This is a genomic window from Pseudomonas sp. Snoq117.2 (assembly GCF_900110545.1).
Taxonomy (GTDB): Bacteria; Pseudomonadota; Gammaproteobacteria; order Pseudomonadales; family Pseudomonadaceae; genus Chryseomonas; species Chryseomonas benzopyrenica.
Map to the genome: position 1 here is coordinate 446,741 of NZ_FOED01000003.1, position 20,600 is coordinate 467,340.

Below are 20,600 nucleotides of genomic sequence, written 5' to 3' on the forward strand. Positions count from 1 at the left end.
CACTCATGTCATGACGCTCTACACCACGGATTACCTTGAGTACTACCTCACCCTGGTCGGTTGGCTTATCCATAACGGCATCTGGAATCTCTTGCTGGCCAGCGGTCTCTTTGCGCTGCCCTTTCTACTGATCGTGGTCCAGGAATGGCTGCATGCCCGTACCGTCAGCGGCGATGAAAGTCAGCAGAGCCTGCTCTCTACCCGACGCATCGAAAGCCGCATGCTCCTGGCGATCGGCGTCATCGCCTTTGCAGCGATTCCTATGATCCCGGTATCGCTGAACACCCTTCAGTTTGATATGACCCGCTCTCGCCAATGCCAGGTCGATGTTGCAGCCCCTGCCAAGACCGGCTGGGCCCTAAGCTATACCCAGCTCAATGGACAGCAGGCTCTAATACCGGTCTGGTGGTTCTTTGTGCATGCGCTGTCCAAGGCCGTCACCGGCGCGGCCATCGCGGCCATTCCCTGCGGTACGGATTTGCGACAGATCCGTATGGAGCTTGATGCCACCCGCATTGCCGATCCACTGCTCGCACAGGAGGTAGCCGACTTCACGCGTGAGTGCTACGGCCCCTCGCGCGCCCGGCTGTTCATGCAGCGCTCTGGCCTGGCTGCGAATCAGCGTTATGACGTCACCTGGATCGGCTCTCGTTATTTTCTCAACTCACCCGGCTTTTACGACACTGACCGGGCGCGTACCCCACGCACCGCCTGGCCTTACGAAGCGAGCCGTGATGCAGGCCTGGCACCGGGGGCGAATGGTGCGGGCTATCCCACCTGTCGCCAATGGTGGTCCGATCCAGGACGCGGGCTGCGCGAGCGATTGCTGACCCAGGTTGATGCCGGCCTGCTGAACCGTCTGGCGCAGTGGGCAGGCTTTGTCTCCCGGCAGACCGTAGACGATGCGGTCATACGCGCCGTCGTCGCGCCGCGGCAGCAGAAGCTCAATCAGGGTCAGGTCTATACCGACTATGGTGGTCAGGTGGATATGTCTCTGCCCAACATGGCCGCACGCTTGGCTGGCGACACGGGATTAGCCTTGGGATCCCTGGGGTTCTTTCCCGCCATGGACGTCGTGCGTCAGGCACTGCCGATGGTGCTGTCGCTGCTGAAAATGGCGCTGGTGATTGGCCTTCCCTTGCTGCTGGTCATAGGCACCTACGACCTCAAGACCACGATGACGCTCAGCACCGTGCAGTTCGCGCTCTTCTTTGTGGAGTTCTGGTTTCAACTGGCACGCTGGCTCGACAGCACCATCTTAGATGCTCTCTATGGTTGGGGCTTTGGCGCCGGACGTCCCCACCGAAATTTCGATCCGCTGATTGGCTTGAACAACGCCTTCGGCGACCTCCTACTGAATTTCGTCATGGCTACGATGTTTATCGCCTTTCCAACGTTCTGGATGACCGCGTTGACCTGGGTTGGCGTGCGCGTCGGCGCGGCCCTTCAGGCACTGGCGAGCGGTACCCAGGATGCGCGCGGCGCTGGCGCCAGAGGGACGGACGCCGTTCGGCAGGGGATGCGCTGATGGCCATTGGACCTGCCATTACGTCAAACAGACTTCGCAAGCAAGCGGCTCAGATCTATCACACCCCAGGAGCGCTCACCATGTTTATGCGTTGGCGTCGCCACTTCCATGCGGCCGTATCGTCGGCCTCTGATATCCCAGCCTTAGCGAGTGATGGCTTGTATCACCCTCTACCCGGCGCGGAATTACTGGAACGCCCCGAACGCCAGACGTTGATGGACCAGATCTGGCAGCGAACCGCGGTATCCCGTGAGCAATTTGATCGCTTGTACCGGACGCCACTGCAGCGCTACGCCGAGTTGGTCCAGGCCTTTCCGGTATCCCTGGACGGGCCGTACCGCTATGCAGGCGGCATGCTCGACCACGCCCTGTACCGGGTCTGCTATGCGCTGCGTCTGCGTCAGGCTTGCCTGCTACCAATCGGTGCGCCGCCCGAGGAGCAGGCAGCGCAAGCTGAAGCCTGGACGGCAGGCGTTGCCTATGCAGCGCTCCTGCAGGACCTTGGCAAGTTGGTGGTCGATCTCTCTGTAGAGTATGACGATGGTACACCGTGGTACCCCTGGCAGGGTCCGCTGCGTCGGTCCTACCGCTATTACTACCCGCCTGAACAGCCCTATCGCCTCCACAGCGCCGCCACTGCCCTAATGTACAGCCACGTCTTGGATGCAGACCTGCTCGCCTGGCTCTGTAGCTATGAAACGCTATGGACGAACCTGCTTTTCATGATTAGCGGACAGGAAGCGCAGGCCGGGATTCTGGGCGACCTGACCTTTCAGGCCGCACAGGCGGTCATGGACCAAGCCGCCTGTTGAATCGGGCGCTAATCGGCGCGCAAGCTTCACAATTCAAACAGGTGGCCTTGGGCACCATAATCTAGCGCCCACCAGGCGCTAGATGCCTACAGGACAAACACCGCAGATACCAGCAGTGAACTGTCGTGGTACGCCTACATGAGTTGACAACAAACCAGACCTTCTACGAACTACCGATATCCAAACCGCTAATCATTCCCTGAAAAGGTTGTTAAGTGCCACTGCGCCGGTCAATCTTCCGATTCAGGATGATCGACGTCTGCGTCTGCTTGACCCCGTCGAGGTTGCCGATGCGGTCGAGCAGTTCGTCCAGCTTTTCGTGGGTGGTGCAGCGCAGGAAGGCCAGGTAGTCGAACTGGCCGCTGACCGAGGAGACCTCCTCGACCTCGACCATCTTTTCCAGGGCGCGGATGACACCGGCGGTGCTGCGCGGCAGAACGCTGATGGCGCAGTAGGCGCGTACGGCGGCCTGTTCCAGTTCCGAGCCCAGGCGCAGGCCGTAGCCCTGGATGATGCCGTCGCGCTCCAGGCGCGCCAGGCGGGTGACCACGGTGGTGCGCGCCAGGCCCAGCTGGCGGGCCAGGGTGGCGTTGGAGGCACGGGCATTCTGTTGCAGCAGGTGGATGAGCTGCCAGTCGGTCGGATCAAGTTTGGTGAACATCGTGGCTGCCTGCCGGGGGCGGGCGTCGGGGCCGGGGGGCGCCGACGCGGGAGCCGACATTCTAGGCGGGGCGGCCGAGGGCAGCCAGGGCGGTATCCAGGGATTCGCGCTGCTGGCGTTCGTACAGCGCCATCTCGTCGAGCACTGGCGCACCCAGGGCGGCTTCGAAGGCGGCGCGATTGCCGCCGCTCTGGTATTCCTGCTGGCTGTCGGCACCCAGATTGGACTGGAAGATGCCCGCGGCGCTGACCGGCAGGAAGTCTTCGTAGGTGATGGGATCGGCGAGGAGCTGGCCGGCCGCGATCAGGGCCTCGGGATCGCGGCTATCGGTCGCCGGTTGGCTGCCGGGCGCCACGCGATAGCGGAACCAGCCCAGCCCCTGGCGGCGCAGTTCATCCCAGCTGTCGGGCAGTGCCTGGAACACCTCGGCCAGTACCGTCGCATAGTCACTGCCGGCCGCCTTGCTGCGCTGGCGGACCTCCTGCAGCAGTTCATCGTAGCGCTGGCGACCGGCCGGCGTGAGGGCGATGCCGCGCTGCTCGATCTCGCCGAAGCGCGCCGTGTGCGAACCCTGGACCTCGCCCTGAAAGAGGATGGGTTCTTCCAGCGCCTTGAAGCTGGTCTGCCGCAGCAGGATGGGGCACTGGCGGCGGGGCGGGCCTTCGATGGTTTCCTTGGGCGCGATGCCACGGGCGGGCATCTGCGTCTGGACCGCGTCGATGTCGAGGGTGCGCGGGGTCAGGTGGTTGATGTGCGGACCCTTGAAGCAGACCACGTCAGCGATCAGGCGGTGGGCATCGTGCAGGCGCTGGTAGAGGCTGGCGTCGACATTGGCCTCGCGGTGCCAGCGAAAGGTCTCCAGGGCTTCCTGGACGAAGGCAGCGGCCTCGGCATCCGTCAGCCCGCCCTGGGCTTCGGCGCGCTCGATCAGCTCCAGCGCGCCCGGGGTGAAGATGCGGCGCTCGTGCAGGACCTTTTCGGCCAGCTGGCGCAGCTCGGCGTCTTCGATCAGCTCCAGGCGCAGCAGTGAGGTGAAGACGCGAAACGGATTGACCTGCAGGGCGGCTGGCTCTATCGGGCGGAAGGCGGTGGAATGCACCGGCACCCCGGCCACGCTGAGGTCGTAGTAGCCGACCGGCTGCATGCCCATCACGGCGAACAGGCGGCGCAGGGTTGCCAGTTCGGCGGCGGTGCCGACGCGGATGGCACCGTGGCGCTCCAGATCCAGGCGCTCCGCAGAGTCTCCGGCGAAGCCCGGCTGTCCGGCGTTCACCTCGGCGACCAATTCTAGCAGGGTGCCGTACTGGGGCACCTCCTGGCGGTACATCGCCGACATGGCCTGGGAAAAGCGGGTGCGGATCAAGTCCGGGGAAAGCAGCGACGCGGCGGTCATGGGAGCGGCTCCTGGCTCAAGCTAGAAGCCGATTTCGACATGCCCACGCGGGCTGCTCAAGCGATCTTTGCTCATTGGATCATTCCCCGAGGGAATGGGCGGGATGCCTTAGTGATCCTTGTGCTGGGTCTTCGGCTTCTTCACGTGGTCGGTGCCGGTATCACTGCCCGACCCGCTGCTGGAGCCATTATCAGCCGCACCGACACCGGTGCTGGGCGCCTTTTCCATGCCATGGCTGCTGGTGGAATCGGGCCGCGCGGGGGTGGCCGGGGGATTGGTCGGACTGGTCTGGGCCAGGACGGCACCGGACAGGCCAAGACCCAGGATCAAAGTGGGAAGCAACAGGGACTTGCGCATGGGAGGACTCCTCTGGGCGGATTCACTCCTCTTTAGGCACCTCCCCCGCGGGGAGGTGCCGCGCCGCGGGTCAGCTGCCGCTGGTGCTGGCCTTGTGGACCTTCTTGTGCGCCACCTTCTTGTGATGGGTGGTGGCCTGCTTGCCGGTCTTAGCCGGGCTGTTGCTCGTCGCGGCAGGCGGCGCTGCCGGATCGGCCGGCGCCGTCTGGGCGAAGGCGGCGGAGGTGGCCAGGAGGCCGGCGAGGGTCAGGCAGAGGGTGGTGCTTTTCATGGAAGTCACTCCTTCGGTGGCTGATTGCAGCCTCAGTTAGCCGCCTTTCGCCTGGTAAAACCGTGTCCCTTTCCACAGCCAGGGCTATCGGTAACAAGATATTTCAGTCGACTGCCAAGGCGTTAACAGTCTGGCGATCTCTTCGCCGAGGGCCCGGCTTGGGCATAATGCCGGAACGCCCCCTCATCGTAGCCGCGCATGCCCAAGAGTCCTCACCTTCCCAAGCGCCCCCGCTGGAGCAGTCTGCTGCTCTTGGCCCTGGGTCTGACGCTACTGCTGATTCCGCTGCGCTATGCGGCCCAGCACTATTACGAGGCGCAACTGGCCGAGCAGAACGGCCAGACGCTGGACCTCTATGTCGCCAACCTGCTGGGCACCCTGCGGCGCTACGAGGTGCTGCCGGACCTGCTGGGCGATCTGCCGGTGCTGCGCCATGCCCTGGAAGGACAAGGCGACGGCAGCGCCCAGGACGCCGCCAGCCAGATGCTGGAAGACATCCGCCAGCGGACCGGGGCCGATGTCATCTACCTGATGCAGGATGACGGCACCTGCCTGTCCAGTTCCAACTATCGCCAGCCAGACAGCTTCGTCGGTCGCGACTTTTCCTTCCGGCCCTATTACAAGGCGGCCATGCAAGGCCAGCCGGGGCGCTTCTTCGGCCTCGGCACCACCTCCAGCAAGCGCGGCTACTATTTCGCCGCCGCCGTGCGCGACGGCGGGCGCGCCATTGGCGTGGTAGTAGTCAAGGTCGATCTGGACAGCGCAGAACGGCTCTGGGGCAACGCCCCCGAACAACTGCTGGTGACCGATGACCTGGGCGTGGTCATCCTTACCTCACACGATGCCTGGCGCTTTCGCGCCACCCATCCGCTGGACGAGCGCCAGCGCGAGCAGGTCAATGCCAACCGGCCCTACCCCACCACCAATCCCGCCCCCCTGACCCTGGTGCCTGGCGACTGGCTGACCCAGACCCGCAACCTCGACGAGGTGGGCTGGACCGCCCGGATCCTGGCACCACGGGAGATGGTCGAGCGCCAGGTGCGCAGTGCGCTCTACGTCGGCGCGGCGACCCTGCTGGCGCTGCTGCTGTTGCTGGTGGTCATGACCCTGAGGCGGCGCCACTTCATCGAGCGCCTGGCACTCGATGCCCGCGCCAAGCGTGACCTGGAGCTGAGCGTGGAGGAGCGCACCCGCGACCTGCAGACGCTCAACGCCCGGCTGCAACAGGAGGTCCATGACCGCGAACAGGCCCAGCGCGAACTCATGCGCGCCCAGGACGAAGCCGTGCAGGCGGGCAAGCTGTCGGCGTTGGGGACCATGTCGGCCAGCATCAGCCACGAACTCAACCAGCCACTGGCGGCCATTCGCAGCTACACGGAAAACGCCGTCGTGCTGCTCGACCACGATCGCCTGGACGACGCCCGCGGCAATCTCAAGCTGATCGGCGAGCTGACCACGCGGATGGCCAACATCATCGCCCACCTCAAGGCCTATGCCCGCGGCGCCCGCCGCGCGCCGGAGAGCGTGGTCCTGCAGGGCGCCCTGGAAGACGCCCTGGCGCTGGTCGCCGCGCGGCGCCGGGCCATGCAGGTGGAGCTGATCCGCGACCTGCCCGATGCGCCGCTGTGGGTGCAGGCCGGCGAAACCCGCCTGCGGCAGATCATCAGCAATCTGCTGAGCAATGCCCTCGACGCCCTGGCGGAAAAGACCAGCACCCGCCGGCTGTGGCTGACCACCAGCATAGACGAGCGCGGCGTGACGCTGATCCTGAGAGACAACGGTCCGGGCTTTTCCAGCGAGGCCCTGGCCCGCGCCCACGAGCCCTTCTTCACCACCAAGGCCACCGCCCAGGGCCTCGGCCTGGGCCTGGCGATCTGCGATAACCTGTTGCGTACCCTGGGTGGCCATCTGCACCTGTCCAACCATGGCGATGGCGGTGCCGAGGTGCGCCTTTACCTGTTGCATGGCAAGCCGGGGGTCGCCTCGGTGCCCCAGGAAGAAGTCCGCGGTTGAACACCTTAGCCCCTCTACCTTAGGTCCTAGTCATGAACGCCCTGCCCCCCTTCGATCCCGCCAGCCAGATCCTGCTGATCGACGACGACGCCCACCTGCGCCTGGCACTGAGCCAGACCCTGGACCTGGCCGGCTTCAAGGTGACGACCCTGGCCGATGCCCGGGACCTGGAGCTGGCGGCCGTGCGCGATTGGCCCGGGGTGGTGGTCAGCGATATCCGCATGCCTGGCATCGACGGCCTGGAGCTGCTGGCCCAGTTGCACCAGCGCGACGCCGAGTTGCCGGTGGTGCTGATCACCGGCCACGGCGACGTGCCCCTGGCGGTGCAGGCCATGCGCGCCGGGGCCTACGACTTCCTGGAAAAGCCCTTCGCCAACGACGCCCTGATCGACAGCGTGCGCCGTGCCCTGAGCGCCCGCCATCTGGTGCTGGAGAACCGCAGCCTGCGCCTGGCCCTTGCCGAGCGCCATGAACTGCAGACCCGGCTGATCGGCCAGACCCCGGGCATGGCCCGGCTGCGTGACCAGATCGGCGCCCTCGCCGCGACCCAGGCCGATGTGCTGATCCACGGCGAGACCGGTGCCGGCAAGGAGGTGGTGGCCCGTGCCCTGCACGACCTGTCGAATCGCCGTGATGGCCCCTTCGTCGCCATCAACGCCGGTGCCCTCGCCGAATCCGTGGTGGAAAGCGAACTCTTCGGCCATGAACAGGGCGCCTTCACCGGCGCCCAGAAGAGACGCATCGGCAAGTTCGAATACGCCAGCGGTGGCACCCTCTTTCTCGACGAGATCGAGAGCATGAGCCTGGATGTGCAGGTCAAGCTGCTGCGCCTGTTGCAGGAGCGCAAGGTCGAGCGCCTCGGCTCCAACCAGCAGATCCCGCTGGATATCCGGGTGGTCGCCGCCACCAAGGAAGACCTGCGCCAGGCTGCGGACCAGGGCCGCTTCCGTGCCGACCTCTATTACCGGCTCAATGTCGCCACCCTGCGCATCCCCGCCCTGCGCGAGCGCAGCGAGGACATCCTGCCGCTGTTCCGCCACTTCGCCCTGGCCGCCGCCGAGCGCCATGGCACGCCGGTGCGCGAGGCCGATGCCGAGCAGCGCGCGGCGCTGATCGCCCACAGCTGGCCGGGCAACGTGCGCGAACTGCAGAACGCCGCCGAGCGCTTCGCCCTGGGCCTGGACCTGGCCCTGGACAACAGCGCCTATGCGCCCCTGGCGCCCATGAGCCCGACACCCGTCGCGGCAGCGCCCGCCACGGCCGCCCTGGCCGCCGGGCTGGGCGAGCAGGTCGAGGCCTTCGAGCGCGAACTCATTCAGCGCGAACTGGCCCGGCCCCACGCCTCCCTGCGCAGCCTGGCCGAAGCCCTGGGCCTGCCGCGCAAGACGCTGTCCGACAAGCTGCGCAAGCATGACCTGCAATTCACCGGCGGTGCGGCGGACGAAGGCGACTAGGCCAAGGTCGGCTGGTCGCGCCTGACCGGGAGTGGCAGAGTAAGGGACTCAGGCGTCATGCAACAGACGTCGTGTAACAGGCGTTCGCGCAAGGAGACCCTCTTGACCTCGCTCATGCTCGCAGAAGCCGCCGCTAGCGGTGCGGCGGTCGCTCGCCAACTGGCGACCATCGACCAGGCCCTGGCGGCTCTGGCCGACGACCTCAGAGCCCAGCCGCCGCAGCTGGCGCTGACCGTGGCGCGTGGCAGTTCGGACCATGCGGCCAGCTATTTCGCCTACCTGGCCATGGCCCACCTGGGGCTGCCGGTGCTGTCGCTGCCGCCTTCGCTGGTGACCCTGCGCCAGGCGCCGCTACGCGTCGAAGGCCAGCTCGCCCTGGGCTTTTCCCAATCCGGACGCAGTCCCGATCTGATCGAGACCCTCTCGGCGCTGGATCGCTACGGCGCCCGCACCGCGGCCCTGGTCAACGAGATCGACTCACCCCTGGCCCTGGCCTGCCGCCATGCCATCGGCGTGCAGGCCGGTCCCGAACACAGCGTCGCCGCCACCAAGAGTTTCATCGCCACCCTGGCCGCCGCGGCTCGGCTGATCGCCTACTGGCAGCAGGACGAAACCCTGCTCGCCGCCGGCGCCGCCTTGCCCGAGGCGCTGGATCGCGCGGCCGAGCTGAGCTGGGCGCCGGCGCTGCCGGTGCTACGCGACGCCGAACGCTGCATGGTGGTCGGTCGCGGACCCGGATTCGCCATCGCCCAGGAAGCCGCGCTCAAGCTCAAGGAAACCTCGGCGCTGCAGGGCGAGGCCTTCAGCGGCGCCGAATTGCAGCACGGTCCCCTGGCGCTGGTGGAGCGCGGCTATCCGCTGCTGATCTTTGCCCTGCGCGGCCCCGAGCAGGCCGGCTTGCTGCAACTGGCGCGGGACTTGCGCGGCCGCGGCGCCCGGGTGCTGCTGGCCGCCCCGGACGAGGTCGCCGAGCGCGATCTGCCCCTCGCCGTCGCCGGCCATCCGGACCTGGACGGCCTGCTGGCGATCCAGAGTTTCTATCGCATGGCTGCGCTGCTGGCCGAAGCCCGCGGGCAGGATCCGGACCAGCCGCGCCATCTGCGCAAGGTCACCCTCACCCGCTAAGGCCGCGCTCGAGCGTCCAGGCGCTGCCGCCTTCGGAGCGCCTGGATTTCCCGCTCCATCCAGAGAGCTAAGTCTTTGGAGCTAGCTGCCGTCGGCTGATCGACGGGCAATCTGCCAAGCGGTCCACAGAGCCGGTAAGTCGCTGGAAATCGGTCAATTTTTTCTTGTCGCTCCCGGCGATTTGTCTCAGCGTGCGCGCAACGGATGATGAGACAGCCCATATGGACATGCGCGCGATACCTGCGAGCAAGGTCTGCCTGACGACGAGAAACGTCCTCCTGGCGGAATTGCTCAAACCCTTTCTGGAAGAACGCCACGGCATCGAGCTGAGCTGCGCTCGCGAGCTGGAAGCGGCCGGCGAGACCAGCCTGGTGCTGGTCGATCTCGGCAGCGTGCCCGAGGCGCCACTGGAACGCTGGCTGGAAGGCCTGGCGCCGGCGGTCACCGTGGCCTTTCTCAATGCCAGCGTCGAACAGGCCCTGCCCTGGGTCGAGCGCTTTCCCGCCATCCAGGGCGTGTTCGCCCCCCAGGCCAGCCGCGACCAGTTGCTGCAAGGGCTCGGCGCGCTGTTGGCCGGCGAGGACTGGCTGCCCCGCGCCATCCTGGCCCACCTGCTGCGCCGCTCCCGTGAGCGCCCCAGCATCGCCGCCGACGGCCTGACCCGCCGCGAGCGGGAGATCCTCCGGCTGGTCGGCCGCGGGTTGTCCAACGCCGCCATCGGCGAGGCGCTGTGCCTGAGCACCCACACGGTCAAGAGCCACATGCACAACCTCTTGCGCAAGACCGGCGCCGCCAACCGCGCCGAGGCGGCGTTGCGCTTCCATGCCGGGCAGGATCTACCGGGATGAAAGCCGCCTGGCTGCTGCTCGGGCTGTTGCTGGCCGGCCCGCTGCGGGCCGAGGGCGACATCATTCAGGGACTGCTGGTGGACAACACCATCTCCCGCTTCGGCCACGACTTCTATCGCCACTTCGCCGACCGCCTCACCGACACCACCGACCTGGACTTCAACCTGGTGGTGCGCGAACGGCCCTCGGCGCGCTGGGGCAGCCTGGTCTGGGTGGAGTACGAGCAGCGGCTGCTCTATCGGCAGTTCATTCCGCCCAACAACAGCGAACTCAAGGATGCCGCCTACGCCGCCGCGGATCAGGTCCACGAGGGCATCACCCGCCGCCGCCTGGAAAACCTGCTGCAGGACACTTTCGACATGGAAAAGGACGAGTTATGAACGCGCACGCCTGGAAGGCCCTGCCCCTGCTCTGCACCCTGGGCGTCGCCCCGGCCCTGGCGACCGAGCTGGTCTACTCGCCGGTGAATCCGTCCTTCGGCGGCAATCCGCTCAATGGCACCTACCTGCTGAACAACGCCACCGCCCAGGATCGTCACAAGGATCCCGACCTGCGCAGCAGCGCCAGCAGCCAGTCGCCCCTGGAGCGCTTCACCAGCCAGCTGGAATCGCGGCTGCTGTCCCAGGTGCTGACCGACATCAAGGACGGCAACTCGGGCACCCTGTCCACCGACCAGTTCATCGTCAACATCGTCGACGACTCCGGCAACCTGACTGTGCAGATCACCGACCGCGGGACCGGGGAGATTTCGGAAATCTCCGTCAACGGCTTCAACCAACCCTGAGCACGGATGCCTGCCATGAACGCCTTTTCCCTGGCGGCGGCCCTGACCGCCGCCCTCGTCCTGACCGGCTGCGTACGCGACCCCATGCCTGCCGAACAGAACGCCGCTCCGACCCTGACGCCGCGCGCCTCCACCTACTACGACCTGCTGGCGCTGCCGCCACCCAAGGGACCGCTGGTGGCCGCCGTCTACGGCTTCCGCGACCAGACCGGGCAGTACAAGCCCAATCCGGCCAGTTCCTTTTCCACCGCTGTGACCCAGGGCGCCGGCAGCATGCTGGTGGACGCCCTGCAGGCCAGCGGCTGGTTCGTGGTGCTCGAACGCGAGGGCCTGCAGAACCTGCTGACCGAGCGCAAGATCATCCGCGCCACCCAGAACAAGCCGGACCTGCCGGAGAATCTGCAGCAGGCGCTGCCCTCGCTGCAGGCGGCCAACCTGCTGCTCGAAGGCGGCGTGGTGGCCTACGACACCAACGTGCGCAGCGGCGGCGAAGGGGCGCGCTACCTGGGCATCGGCCTGTCCGAGGAGTACCGGGTGGATCAGGTGACGGTCAATCTGCGCGCCATCGACACCCGCAGCGGCCGGGTGCTGGCCAACGTCATGACCTCCAAGACCATCTATTCCATCGGCCGCCAGGCCGGGGTCTTCAAGTTCATCGAATTCAAGAAGCTGCTCGAAGCCGAGTCCGGCTACACCACCAACGAGCCGGCGCAGCTGTGCGTGCTCTCCGCCATCGAGGCGGCGGTCGCCCATCTGGTCGCCCAGGGCGTGGAGCGGCGGCTGTGGCTGGTGGCCGACGGTCGCGATCCGCGCGATCCAGCGCTGACCAAGTATCTGGAGCCGACTCGGCGCTAGGGATTAAGCCGCCGGCCCCGCGGGATTCGCTCCCTGGAGCGATAGCGATGGGCCAGGCGGCTCCGGACAATGCCAGGCGGAGAATCTTAGGCAATGACGGTGACAGAGATGCGCAGCCCAACCCGCGGCCTGGCCATGGTCCTTGCCCTTGCCCTCGGCCTGGATGCCCTGGCCTCGGCCGCTGATCTGATGGAGACCGGCGACCTGGGGCAGGCGCCCGCAGCCGGGCGCGACGCCGCCATCCGCCAGGTCGGCGTAGGCAACCAGGCGCTCATCGACCAGCGTGGCACCGCACTGCGCGCTCAAATCGCCCAGAGTGGCGCCACCCAGGAAGCCAGCATCCTCCAGGATGGCACGGAGCTGAGCGCAGTCATCCTCCAGGGTGGCTACGGCAACGTCGCGCGCATCGAGCAGGTCGGCAGCGGCAACCAGGCCGACATCCTGCAACTCGGCGCCCAGGGCAACGCCCGCATCGAACAGCACGGCTCGGGCCTGTCCAGCCGCATCGTCCAGTACGGAAGCAACCAGAACACGGTGGTACGCCAGTACCGCTGATGGCACTCATGGAGATCAGACAGATGTTTCTACTCAGGCCCCTGGCCGCCCTGACGCTGGCCCTCGTGGCCGCCAACGCCCTTGCCCAGAACAGCACCGCCACCGTCCAGCAGAATGGCAACAGCGGTACCATCACCCTGGACCAGAGCGGCGCCGGCAACAGCGCGGCGCTCTATCAGCTGCAGGGCGAAAGCAACGAGATCAAGGTGGTCCAGACCGGCGCCAGCAGTGCCACCATCACCCAGGGCGGCGACATCTATGGCTATGCCCAGGGCAACGTGGCGAGCCTGCGCCAGGAGGGCGGCAGCAACGTCCACACCCTGACCCAGGACGGCTTCGGCAACCAGGCCACCCTCACCTCCATGGGCAGCAACAGCGGCACCCTGGTCCAGTCGGCCTCCAGCGCCCAACTGACCCTGGAGCAGAACGGTGACAACAACCAGGTGCGGGTCGACCAGAGCGGCGATGCCGTTACCGCTACCCTCAATCAGTCCGGCACCGATAACCGCATCGAGCTGACCCAGCAGGGCTACTCGGTCGATACCGTGGAGCTGACCCAGCGTGGCCAAGCCAATGTCGCCACGGTGCTCTCCTCCGGGAAGTTCAACGAATTGAGCTTCACCCAGGACGGCAATCGCAACGCCCTGAACGTCGACCAGGCCGGTCGCGGCAATCGCTTCAGCGGTAGCTCCACCGGCGACGACAACCTGGCCAGCGTCACCGTCCAGGGTGACAGCAACCAGACCAGCATCGTCCAGAGCGGCAATGGCAACGAGGCGCGCCTCGACGTCACCAGCGCCATCAGCACGGCCAGCGTCAGCCAGGTCGGCGACAGCAACCGCGCGAGCATCCTGCAGACCTCGGCCAACTTCAACGGCTACAACGACAGCGCGCAGATCTCGCAGAGCGGCTTCGGCAACAGCGCCACCATCAACCAGCGGTGACGCGTGTCGCCTGGCTGCTCGCGACCCTCCTGCCCCTGGCAGGCGGCGCCGCGGCCAGCGCCCGCCTGGAGGTGCAGCCGCAACCGGCGGGCGCTCAGGTACAGCTGTGCTTTACCAGCGAAGACACGTCTCTGAGCTACGAACTCATCATCGAATTGCATGGGCCGGGTGGTGTCGCCCGCACCCGTCAGGCCGGCGAGGCCAGGGGTGACGGCTGCCCGGTCACCACGCGCCTGGGCGCCGCGCCCGGCAGTCTGATCGACGCAAGGCTGAGCTGGAAGCGGCAGGGACAGCCGCAGCCCGCCATCGAGCGGCGGTTGCAGCTGTAGCTCAGCGCAGAGGTTCCACGTGGAACCGTGGCTACAGGGTCAGCGGCAATTCCAGCGGGGTCTGCTGGCGCGCCGCCAGGCGCTGCTGGAATTCGGCCGGGTCATGAATCAGCACGTCCTGGCCGGCAAAGGCCTGGGCGGCGATCAGTCGTGACAGCCAGAAGCGCACGCAGGCGACGCGCAGGAGCACCGGCCACAATTCGGCTTCACGCGGCGTGAAATGGCGGTCAGCGGCATAGGCCGCCAGCAGCGCCCGGGCGCGCGGCAGGTCCAGCGCACCTTCTTCGGTGGAGCACCAATCGTTCACCGTGATGGCGAGGTCATAGAGCATCCAGCCGGAACTGGCGTTGTAGAAGTCGATGACGCCGGACAGCTGCGGACCATCGAACATCACGTTGTCGCGGAACAGATCGCCGTGCAGATTGGCCTCGGGCAACGGCGGCTGCTCAGCCAGCAGGGTGCGGATCTCTCCCAGGGTGCGCTCCAGCAGCGGCCGGGCCGTGGCGTCCAGGCTTGGCGCCAGGCGCTCGCCTTCGGCCAGCATCCAGGCCAGACCACGGTCACTGGTGCGCTCGATGCGCCGCTCGCCGGCAGTGGCCCGGTGCAGATGGCCCAGCAGGTGGCCGACTTCGCTGCAGTGATGGGGATTGGGCGCACGCTCGTGGCGACCGGCCAGGCGCGGTTGCAGCAGCGCCGGCTTGCCAGCCAGCTGGCGCAGGGCCTGGCCATCCTGGGTGCGTACCGCATAGGGCACCGGCAGGTCGGCGTCGTGGAGGACGTCGAGCAGCTCGATGAAGAACGGCATCTCCGCCACCGGACCGCGCTCCACCAGGGTCAGGACGAATTCGCCGCCTTCCAGGCTGATGAAGTAATTAGTGTTTTCCGAGCCCTCGGCGATGCCCCGGAAATCCCGCAGTCGGCCCAGGCCATAGGGCGCAAGAAAGGCTTCGAGGGTAGGACGATCGAGGGGCGTGAAGACGGACATGACGGGGCCTGGCGGGAGAATGTGCGAGCGGCGCGCAGTTTACCGGTCCAGGCGCCCTGCGCCTACCAGCTGAACAGTCGCCAGCTGGGGACGTGCAGGGTCGGCTTGTCGTTGGCGGCGGTGCTGCTGCCATCGGCGGGCACCAGCTCGTAGGGTGCGCCGTGCTTGGGGATGACCCGGGTGGACTGCAGTACGCCGCGGATGCTCGTCTCCTCGATGGTCTGGTCGCCGGCCTGGTAGCGGATCACCTTGATCTCGTCAGGCAGGGGCTTTTCCCCCGGTGGCAGCGGTTCCGCGGCCTGCACCAGCGGCGCCAGCAGCAACGCGGCGAAGAGGAAGCGACGAGCACCCATGGTAACCTTTGACCTTTTGAACGGAGCGAGTGGTCGATTCTAGAACCCGGCCCAGTTGTCGTCGAGACTGGCCGGACAGACGCCGCACACGCCACGACAAAGGTCCAGACCATGAGCCACGCCCCTCTCGTCCTGGTGGACGGTTCCTCCTATCTCTATCGCGCCTTCCATGCCCTGCCGCCGCTGATGACCTCCACCGGCAAGCCGACCGGCGCGGTGAAGGGCGTGCTCAACATGCTGCTCTCGTTGCGCCGCCAGTATCCGGACAGCCTCTTCGCGGTGGTCTTCGACGCCAAGGGCCCGACCTTCCGCGACGCGCTCTTCGCCGACTACAAGGCCCAGCGCCCGGCCATGCCCGACGACCTGCGCGGCCAGGTCGAGCCGCTGCACGCCTGTATCCGCGCCCTGGGCCTGCCGCTGCTGGCCATCGAAGGGGTGGAAGCCGACGACGTCATCGGCACCCTCGCCCGCCATTGCGCCAGCGCCGAGCGCCCGGTGGTGATCTCCACCGGCGACAAGGACATGGCCCAGCTGGTCTGCCCCTATGTCACCCTGGTCAACACCATGAGCGGCAGCGTGCTGGACGTGGAAGGGGTCAGGACCAAGTTCGGCGTGGGCCCCGAGCTGATCATCGACTACCTGGCGCTGATGGGCGACAAGATCGACAACATTCCCGGGGTACCCGGGGTGGGCGAGAAGACCGCCGCCGGGCTGCTCAATGGCATTGGTGGTGGCCTGGATACCCTCTACGCCAACCTCGACGCCGTGGCCGCCCTGCCCCTGCGCGGCGCCAAGTCGCTGGCCGCCAAGCTGGACCAGCATCGCGAGCAGGCCTACCTGTCCTACCAGCTGGCCACCATCAAGCTGGACGTGCCGCTGGAGCTGACCTTCGACGAGCTCAAAGTCGGTGAGCCCCACGTGGAAGCCCTGATGGCGCTCTACCAGGAGTTGGAGTTCAAGTCCTGGCTGGATGACCTGATCCGCGACACCAAACGCCAGGGTGCGCCCCTGCCGCTGGCCGAGGATGCCGCCACCACCCAGGTGGAAACCCACTATGACACCGTGCTGGAACAGGCCGATTTCGACGCCTGGCTGGCGCGGCTGCAGGCCGCCGACTGCTTCGCCTTCGACACCGAGACCACCAGCATCGACGCCCAGCGCGCCGAGCTGGTAGGGCTGTCCTTCGCCGTGGCGCCGGGCCAGGCCGCCTATGTGCCCCTGGCCCACAGCTACATGGGCGCGCCGACCCAGCTCGCACTGGAGCCGGTGCTGGCGGCGCTCAAGCCGCTGCTGGAGGACCCCAAGAAGCTCAAGGTCATGCAGCACGGCAAGTATGACCTCAATGTGCTGACCCGCTATGGCATCACGATCCAGGGCATCGCCTTCGACACCATGCTCGAATCCTATGTGCTGGATGCCACCGCCACCCGTCACGACATGGACAGCCTGGCGCTCAAGTACCTGGGCCACAGCACCATCCGGTTCGAGGACATCGCCGGTAAGGGCGCCAAGCAGCTGACTTTCGACCAGATCGCCATCGAGCAGGCCGGGCCCTATGCCGCCGAGGATGCCGACGTCACCCTGCGCCTGCACGAGACGCTCTGGCCCAAGCTGGAAGCCGTACCGGGCCTGGCGTCGGTGCTGCGCGACATCGAGATGCCGCTGGTGCCGGCACTGGCGCGCATCGAGCGCAACGGCGCCCTGGTGGATTCGGCGCTGCTCGGGGTGCAGAGCCGCGAGCTGGGCGAAAAGATGATCGCCCTGGAAAAGGAAGCCTATGAGCTGGCCGGCCAGGAATTCAACCTGGGTTCGCCCAAGCAGCTGGGCGAGATCCTCTTCGTCAAGCTGGGCCTGCCGGTGGTCAGCAAGACCGCCTCCGGCCAACCTTCTACCGCCGAGGCGGTCCTGCAGGAACTGGCCGACCAGGACTTCCCGCTGCCCAAGGTGCTGATGCAGTACCGGCAGATGAGCAAGCTCAAGAGCACCTACACCGACAAGCTGCCGCAGCAGATCAATCCGCGTACCGGACGCATCCACACCAGCTACCACCAGGCGGTGACGGCGACCGGCCGGCTGTCTTCCAGCGACCCGAATCTGCAGAACATCCCGATCCGCACCGCCGAGGGCCGACGCATCCGCCAGGCCTTCGTCGCGCCCCAAGGCTATCGCCTGCTGGCGGCGGACTATTCGCAGATCGAACTGCGCATCATGGCCCACCTGGCCCAGGACGAAGGCCTGCTGCACGCCTTCCAGAACGACCTGGACGTGCACCGCGCTACTGCCGCCGAGGTGATGGGCGTGCCGCTGGAAGAGGTCAGCAACGAGGATCGCCGCCGCGCCAAGGCCATCAACTTCGGCCTGATCTATGGCATGAGCGCCTTTGGCCTGGCCAAGCAGATCGGCGTTGGCCGGGCCGAGGCCCAGGCCTATATCGATCGCTATTTCCAGCGCTATCCCGGCGTGCTGGCCTACATGGAGCGCACCCGCGCCCAGGTGGTGGACCAGGGCTATGTGGAGACCCTCTATGGCCGCCGGCTGTACCTGCCGGACATCCACTCCAAGAACCAGGGCCTGCGTCGCGCCGCCGAGCGGGCGGCGATCAACGCGCCCATGCAGGGCACCGCGGCGGACATCATCAAGCGCGCCATGATCGCCGTGGATGGCTGGCTGCAGTCGACCCCGGAGCTGGATGCCCGGGTGATCCTGCAGGTACACGACGAATTGGTGCTGGAGGTGCGTGAGGACCAGGTGGAGCGTCTGCGCGAAGGCCTGCTACCGCTGATGAGCGGCGCCGGCGAGCTGGACGTACCGCTGCTGGTGGAGTCGGGGGTGGGTGGCAATTGGGATGAGGCGCACTGACGGGCCCTGGAGGTTGGGATCGTTGGGCTTCGCAGGCTCAGCCCAACCTACGGGTTCTGCAGCACCGTGGCGTGGCAGACGGCACGGCCTTTTCCACCTGAGGATTGGGTGCCAAGGGTACCCTCACCCCGGCCCTCTCCCTGAGGGAGAGGGGACGGTTTGGAGCGTGGTTTTGGCACGGCGACCTCGTAGCGTGGAAAACGGCGCAGCCTTTTCCACCTGCGGATGGGGTGCCGAAGGTGCCCTCACCCTATCCCCTCTCCCAGAGGGAGAGGGGATAGGGCTTCAGCGCACCACGCCTTCTTCGCGCAATACCTTGAAGATGGCGGCCGCTGCCGCTTCCGGGGTCAGGTCCTTGAGGACCTGGCCGCCATCGCCGGAGGCCTTGGCCGTGGCGGCCCTGAAGCGGTCGGCGGCGGTCTTGGCCTTGATCACCTTGAGGCGCTTGGGGCGCGCCTTGGCCGGTTGCAATTCGCCGTTTTCGAACAGACTGTCCTGCACCACCTCGATGGTCTCCACCTGCAGCTCGCCACGCCGGGCCGGGCCGAAGGCGCTTTGCCGCGGCGCCGGAGCGGCGCTGTCGACACTGGCGACAAAGGGCAGCCGTACCCGCAGCCGCCGCCGCTGACCCCGTGGCAGGGCCTGGAGCACCGTGGCCTGGCCACCTTCCACGGCTTCCACCGCAGCGAGGCCGACCACCAGCGGCCAGCCGAGGGTCTCGGCCAGCAGATAGGGAAGCAAACCCGAGCCCTCGCCCGTCTCCGCCTGGCTACCGGTCAGTACCAGGCCGGCACCGACCTCGCGCAGGGTCTCACCGAGGGCTGGCAGGGCATCGGCACCCGCCGGTTGTTCCAGTACGTGCAGGGCCGGCACGCCCATGCCCAGATAGCCGCGCAGGGCCTCTTCGGCGGGATCGCCGGCGTGCAGCACGCGCAGCTTGTCACCCACCAGGCGCAGGCCGAGTTCCACTGCGCGGGCATCCTGTTCCGCCCGCCGGGCCCGCCCGGAGGTGGGATGGGCGCCAACGGACACCAGGGCCACGACCTTGACGCCGTCCAGCGACGGCAGCTTCTGCTCAGGCGACATCCTGCAACTCCCCTGCCCGCTGTTGTTCGACCAGCCGCGCCAGGGCGGCCAGGATGGCGTCACCGTTGCCGATCACCGACAGATCGGCACGCTTGACCATGTCGCAGCCCGGATTGGTATTGATGGCGATGACCTTGTCGCAACTGGCGATGCCCTGCAGGTGCTGCACGGCGCCGGAGATGCCCACGGCCAGATAGACCCGCGCGGTGACCCAGGTGCCGGTGGCGCCGACTTGGCGGTTGCGCGGCATATGGCCGTCGTCCACCGCCACCCGCGAGGCGCCTTCGGTGGCACCCAGCAGCGCGGCGGTGCTATGGAACAGCTCCCAGTCGCGGATACCGTTACCACCGGAAAGAATGAATTCGGCTTCGCCCAGGGGAATCTGCATGGGATCCACAGCGACCGGGCCGAGATCCTCGATGCGTGGCAGGTGGCGGGCGATATTGCCTTCCAGCTGCACGGGCAGGACTTCGTGCCGGGTCTCGCCAACCGGCTCCGCACACTCCGGCAGGGCCAGGACCAGGCGCGGCAGCGGCTGCTGCAGATCCTGGCGACCGGCTCCGGCACGGCCGATGACCAGGCCGTCCTTGACCTGCCAGACACGGGTGGCCGGCCGCTCGTGCAAGGCGGCGCCCAGACGCCGGCCCAGTTCGCCGCCACCGCTGCGGCTGTCGGGCAGCAGCCAGTGACGTGGCTGCAGTTCGTTGTTGACCGCACGCAGCGCCAGCACCCGCTGTTCGGGGGCATAGCCCTGGAATTGCTCGCCCTCCAGATGCAGCAGGCGATCCACCCCGGCGGTGTCGAAGGCGGTTTCCTTGACCTCACCAAAGACCACCGCCAGCACCGCGCCCTCGGCTCCGGCCAGCTGCCGGGCCAGGCCCAGCAGGTCGCGGTCGTGGGCGGTCAGGCGACCGCTGACCAGGTCCGGCACCACGGCGATGTAGAAGGCCGGCTCGCCGATCCGGTGCAGGGGCAGCTGTTCTTCCACTGCCTGGGCAGCGCCACGACGACCGCCACCCTGCTGGGCGCCACTGCGGTCGATACGCTTGACGCCCTGGGGGCCGACGAAGCCGGCGGCAGCGGCGTGGGGATTCTTGCGGACCAGGCCATTGGGGCCCATCCAGCGGCTTTCGGCATCGGCGCTGCTGGCGATACTTGCGTGCAGCGGATGCAGACGGTTGCGCGCGATCCACTCGCGGCGCGGATCGCGACGAATGATGCTCATGCTGGGCGCTCCGTTTGAAAATGGCAGGTTAGGTGCGCGGTGGGCCCCTCACCCCAGCCCTCTCCCCTGAGGGGAGAGGGGGTAAAAGCGGTGAACACCGGGACTTGTCTGGCACACCTGATCATCCCCTCTCCCCACGGGGAGAGGGCTGGGGTGAGGGGGC

At 67.0% G+C, this 20,600-nt stretch carries 21 protein-coding genes; 13 read left to right on the top strand and 8 right to left on the bottom strand.

Going from position 1 to position 20,600, the window contains the following annotated elements; all coding sequences use genetic code 11:
• The first annotated feature begins 10 nt into the window (after positions 1-10).
• Positions 11-1,528, top strand: coding sequence for a conjugal transfer protein TraG N-terminal domain-containing protein (locus tag BMZ43_RS11425; protein ID WP_093253510.1), 1,518 nt, complete (start codon positions 11-13; stop codon positions 1,526-1,528).
• Positions 1,529-1,608: 80 nt separating this feature from the next.
• Positions 1,609-2,340 (top strand): TraI domain-containing protein, encoded by a 732-nt coding sequence (locus BMZ43_RS11430; RefSeq protein WP_256562924.1) that lies wholly within the window; start codon positions 1,609-1,611, stop codon positions 2,338-2,340.
• A gap of 211 nt (positions 2,341-2,551) precedes the next feature.
• Here the strand turns inward: BMZ43_RS11430 and BMZ43_RS11435 are convergent, their stop codons facing one another.
• The 4 genes from BMZ43_RS11435 to BMZ43_RS11450 all read right to left on the bottom strand — a co-directional run bounded on the left by BMZ43_RS11435 (position 2,552) and on the right by BMZ43_RS11450 (position 5,022).
• Complete coding sequence (locus BMZ43_RS11435) at positions 2,552-3,001, bottom strand: Lrp/AsnC family transcriptional regulator (protein ID WP_093253514.1); 450 nt, start codon at positions 2,999-3,001, stop codon at positions 2,552-2,554.
• A 61-nt stretch (positions 3,002-3,062) separates the two neighbouring features.
• Positions 3,063-4,394, bottom strand: a complete 1,332-nt coding sequence (locus BMZ43_RS11440; protein WP_093253519.1) for a 2-oxoadipate dioxygenase/decarboxylase HglS — start codon at positions 4,392-4,394, stop codon at positions 3,063-3,065.
• A gap of 108 nt (positions 4,395-4,502) precedes the next feature.
• On the bottom strand, positions 4,503-4,751 hold the full coding sequence (locus tag BMZ43_RS11445) for a hypothetical protein (RefSeq protein ID WP_093253524.1): 249 nt from the start codon (positions 4,749-4,751) through the stop codon (positions 4,503-4,505).
• 70 nt (positions 4,752-4,821) lie between these two features.
• Entirely contained in the window at positions 4,822-5,022 is a 201-nt protein-coding gene (locus BMZ43_RS11450) for a hypothetical protein (RefSeq protein WP_093253527.1), read from the bottom strand.
• Positions 5,023-5,220: 198 nt separating this feature from the next.
• Here BMZ43_RS11450 and BMZ43_RS11455 point away from each other — a divergent pair, with 198 nt between their 5' ends.
• The 10 genes from BMZ43_RS11455 to BMZ43_RS11500 all read left to right on the top strand — a co-directional run bounded on the left by BMZ43_RS11455 (position 5,221) and on the right by BMZ43_RS11500 (position 13,929).
• On the top strand, positions 5,221-7,035 hold the full coding sequence (locus BMZ43_RS11455; protein ID WP_093253530.1) for a sensor histidine kinase: 1,815 nt from the start codon (positions 5,221-5,223) through the stop codon (positions 7,033-7,035).
• Between the two features lie 32 nt (positions 7,036-7,067).
• Positions 7,068-8,489 (top strand): sigma-54-dependent transcriptional regulator, encoded by a 1,422-nt coding sequence (locus BMZ43_RS11460; protein ID WP_093253534.1) that lies wholly within the window; start codon positions 7,068-7,070, stop codon positions 8,487-8,489.
• A gap of 114 nt (positions 8,490-8,603) precedes the next feature.
• A complete protein-coding gene (locus BMZ43_RS11465; protein ID WP_037064193.1) occupies positions 8,604-9,614 on the top strand; it encodes an SIS domain-containing protein in 1,011 nt (336 codons plus the stop codon).
• 227 nt (positions 9,615-9,841) lie between these two features.
• Positions 9,842-10,462 (top strand): helix-turn-helix transcriptional regulator, encoded by a 621-nt coding sequence (locus BMZ43_RS11470; protein WP_256204541.1) that lies wholly within the window; start codon positions 9,842-9,844, stop codon positions 10,460-10,462.
• Positions 10,459-10,842, top strand: coding sequence for a curli production assembly/transport protein CsgE (gene csgE / locus BMZ43_RS11475; protein ID WP_017641600.1), 384 nt, complete (start codon positions 10,459-10,461; stop codon positions 10,840-10,842). Before BMZ43_RS11470 ends, csgE begins: the two co-directional genes overlap by 4 nt.
• Positions 10,839-11,246 (top strand): curli assembly protein CsgF, encoded by a 408-nt coding sequence (locus BMZ43_RS11480; protein WP_017641599.1) that lies wholly within the window; start codon positions 10,839-10,841, stop codon positions 11,244-11,246. The genes csgE and BMZ43_RS11480 overlap by 4 nt, the downstream gene beginning before the upstream one ends.
• Before the next feature lie 15 nt (positions 11,247-11,261).
• On the top strand, positions 11,262-12,101 hold the full coding sequence (locus BMZ43_RS11485) for a CsgG/HfaB family protein (protein ID WP_017641598.1): 840 nt from the start codon (positions 11,262-11,264) through the stop codon (positions 12,099-12,101).
• 108 nt (positions 12,102-12,209) lie between these two features.
• Positions 12,210-12,656, top strand: coding sequence for a curli fiber surface-exposed nucleator CsgB (locus BMZ43_RS11490; protein ID WP_256562925.1), 447 nt, complete (start codon positions 12,210-12,212; stop codon positions 12,654-12,656).
• Between the two features lie 23 nt (positions 12,657-12,679).
• Entirely contained in the window at positions 12,680-13,600 is a 921-nt protein-coding gene (locus tag BMZ43_RS11495) for a hypothetical protein (RefSeq protein ID WP_256562926.1), read from the top strand.
• Positions 13,597-13,929: a hypothetical protein gene (locus BMZ43_RS11500; RefSeq protein ID WP_093253548.1), complete on the top strand. Its 333-nt coding sequence runs from the start codon at positions 13,597-13,599 to the stop codon at positions 13,927-13,929. The genes BMZ43_RS11495 and BMZ43_RS11500 overlap by 4 nt, the downstream gene beginning before the upstream one ends.
• A gap of 31 nt (positions 13,930-13,960) precedes the next feature.
• Here BMZ43_RS11500 and BMZ43_RS11505 read toward each other — a convergent pair whose 3' ends face one another.
• Both BMZ43_RS11505 and BMZ43_RS11510 read right to left on the bottom strand, forming a co-directional pair.
• A complete protein-coding gene (locus BMZ43_RS11505; protein WP_093253553.1) occupies positions 13,961-14,914 on the bottom strand; it encodes a homoserine kinase in 954 nt (317 codons plus the stop codon).
• Between the two features lie 62 nt (positions 14,915-14,976).
• On the bottom strand, positions 14,977-15,267 hold the full coding sequence (locus BMZ43_RS11510) for a DUF2782 domain-containing protein (protein ID WP_064309119.1): 291 nt from the start codon (positions 15,265-15,267) through the stop codon (positions 14,977-14,979).
• 111 nt (positions 15,268-15,378) lie between these two features.
• On the opposite strand from BMZ43_RS11510, the gene polA reads away from it, so the two are divergent.
• Entirely contained in the window at positions 15,379-18,126 is a 2,748-nt protein-coding gene (gene polA / locus BMZ43_RS11515) for a DNA polymerase I (protein ID WP_093253558.1), read from the top strand.
• Between the two features lie 285 nt (positions 18,127-18,411).
• Here polA and BMZ43_RS11520 read toward each other — a convergent pair whose 3' ends face one another.
• Complete coding sequence (locus BMZ43_RS11520) at positions 18,412-19,212, bottom strand: electron transfer flavoprotein subunit beta (RefSeq protein WP_093253563.1); 801 nt, start codon at positions 19,210-19,212, stop codon at positions 18,412-18,414.
• Positions 19,202-20,437 (bottom strand): electron transfer flavoprotein subunit alpha, encoded by a 1,236-nt coding sequence (locus BMZ43_RS11525; protein ID WP_093253566.1) that lies wholly within the window; start codon positions 20,435-20,437, stop codon positions 19,202-19,204. Before BMZ43_RS11525 ends, BMZ43_RS11520 begins: the two co-directional genes overlap by 11 nt.
• Between the last annotated feature and the right edge of the window lie 163 nt (positions 20,438-20,600).

Bases quoted from the DNA above. Each gene is read 5' to 3' on its own strand.
- BMZ43_RS11425 (WP_093253510.1), top strand. From the start codon at position 11: ATGACGCTCTACACCACGGATTACCTTGAGTACTACCTCACCCTGGTC.
- BMZ43_RS11430 (WP_256562924.1), top strand. From the start codon at position 1,609: ATGTTTATGCGTTGGCGTCGCCACTTCCATGCGGCCGTATCGTCGGCC.
- BMZ43_RS11435 (WP_093253514.1), bottom strand. From the start codon at position 3,001: ATGTTCACCAAACTTGATCCGACCGACTGGCAGCTCATCCACCTGCTG.
- BMZ43_RS11440 (WP_093253519.1), bottom strand. From the start codon at position 4,394: ATGACCGCCGCGTCGCTGCTTTCCCCGGACTTGATCCGCACCCGCTTT.
- BMZ43_RS11445 (WP_093253524.1), bottom strand. From the start codon at position 4,751: ATGCGCAAGTCCCTGTTGCTTCCCACTTTGATCCTGGGTCTTGGCCTG.
- BMZ43_RS11450 (WP_093253527.1), bottom strand. From the start codon at position 5,022: ATGAAAAGCACCACCCTCTGCCTGACCCTCGCCGGCCTCCTGGCCACC.
- BMZ43_RS11455 (WP_093253530.1), top strand. From the start codon at position 5,221: ATGCCCAAGAGTCCTCACCTTCCCAAGCGCCCCCGCTGGAGCAGTCTG.
- BMZ43_RS11460 (WP_093253534.1), top strand. From the start codon at position 7,068: ATGAACGCCCTGCCCCCCTTCGATCCCGCCAGCCAGATCCTGCTGATC.
- BMZ43_RS11465 (WP_037064193.1), top strand. From the start codon at position 8,604: ATGCTCGCAGAAGCCGCCGCTAGCGGTGCGGCGGTCGCTCGCCAACTG.
- BMZ43_RS11470 (WP_256204541.1), top strand. From the start codon at position 9,842: ATGCGCGCGATACCTGCGAGCAAGGTCTGCCTGACGACGAGAAACGTC.
- csgE (WP_017641600.1), top strand. From the start codon at position 10,459: ATGAAAGCCGCCTGGCTGCTGCTCGGGCTGTTGCTGGCCGGCCCGCTG.
- BMZ43_RS11480 (WP_017641599.1), top strand. From the start codon at position 10,839: ATGAACGCGCACGCCTGGAAGGCCCTGCCCCTGCTCTGCACCCTGGGC.
- BMZ43_RS11485 (WP_017641598.1), top strand. From the start codon at position 11,262: ATGAACGCCTTTTCCCTGGCGGCGGCCCTGACCGCCGCCCTCGTCCTG.
- BMZ43_RS11490 (WP_256562925.1), top strand. From the start codon at position 12,210: ATGCGCAGCCCAACCCGCGGCCTGGCCATGGTCCTTGCCCTTGCCCTC.
- BMZ43_RS11495 (WP_256562926.1), top strand. From the start codon at position 12,680: ATGTTTCTACTCAGGCCCCTGGCCGCCCTGACGCTGGCCCTCGTGGCC.
- BMZ43_RS11505 (WP_093253553.1), bottom strand. From the start codon at position 14,914: ATGTCCGTCTTCACGCCCCTCGATCGTCCTACCCTCGAAGCCTTTCTT.
- BMZ43_RS11510 (WP_064309119.1), bottom strand. From the start codon at position 15,267: ATGGGTGCTCGTCGCTTCCTCTTCGCCGCGTTGCTGCTGGCGCCGCTG.
- polA (WP_093253558.1), top strand. From the start codon at position 15,379: ATGAGCCACGCCCCTCTCGTCCTGGTGGACGGTTCCTCCTATCTCTAT.
- BMZ43_RS11520 (WP_093253563.1), bottom strand. From the start codon at position 19,212: ATGTCGCCTGAGCAGAAGCTGCCGTCGCTGGACGGCGTCAAGGTCGTG.
- BMZ43_RS11525 (WP_093253566.1), bottom strand. From the start codon at position 20,437: ATGAGCATCATTCGTCGCGATCCGCGCCGCGAGTGGATCGCGCGCAAC.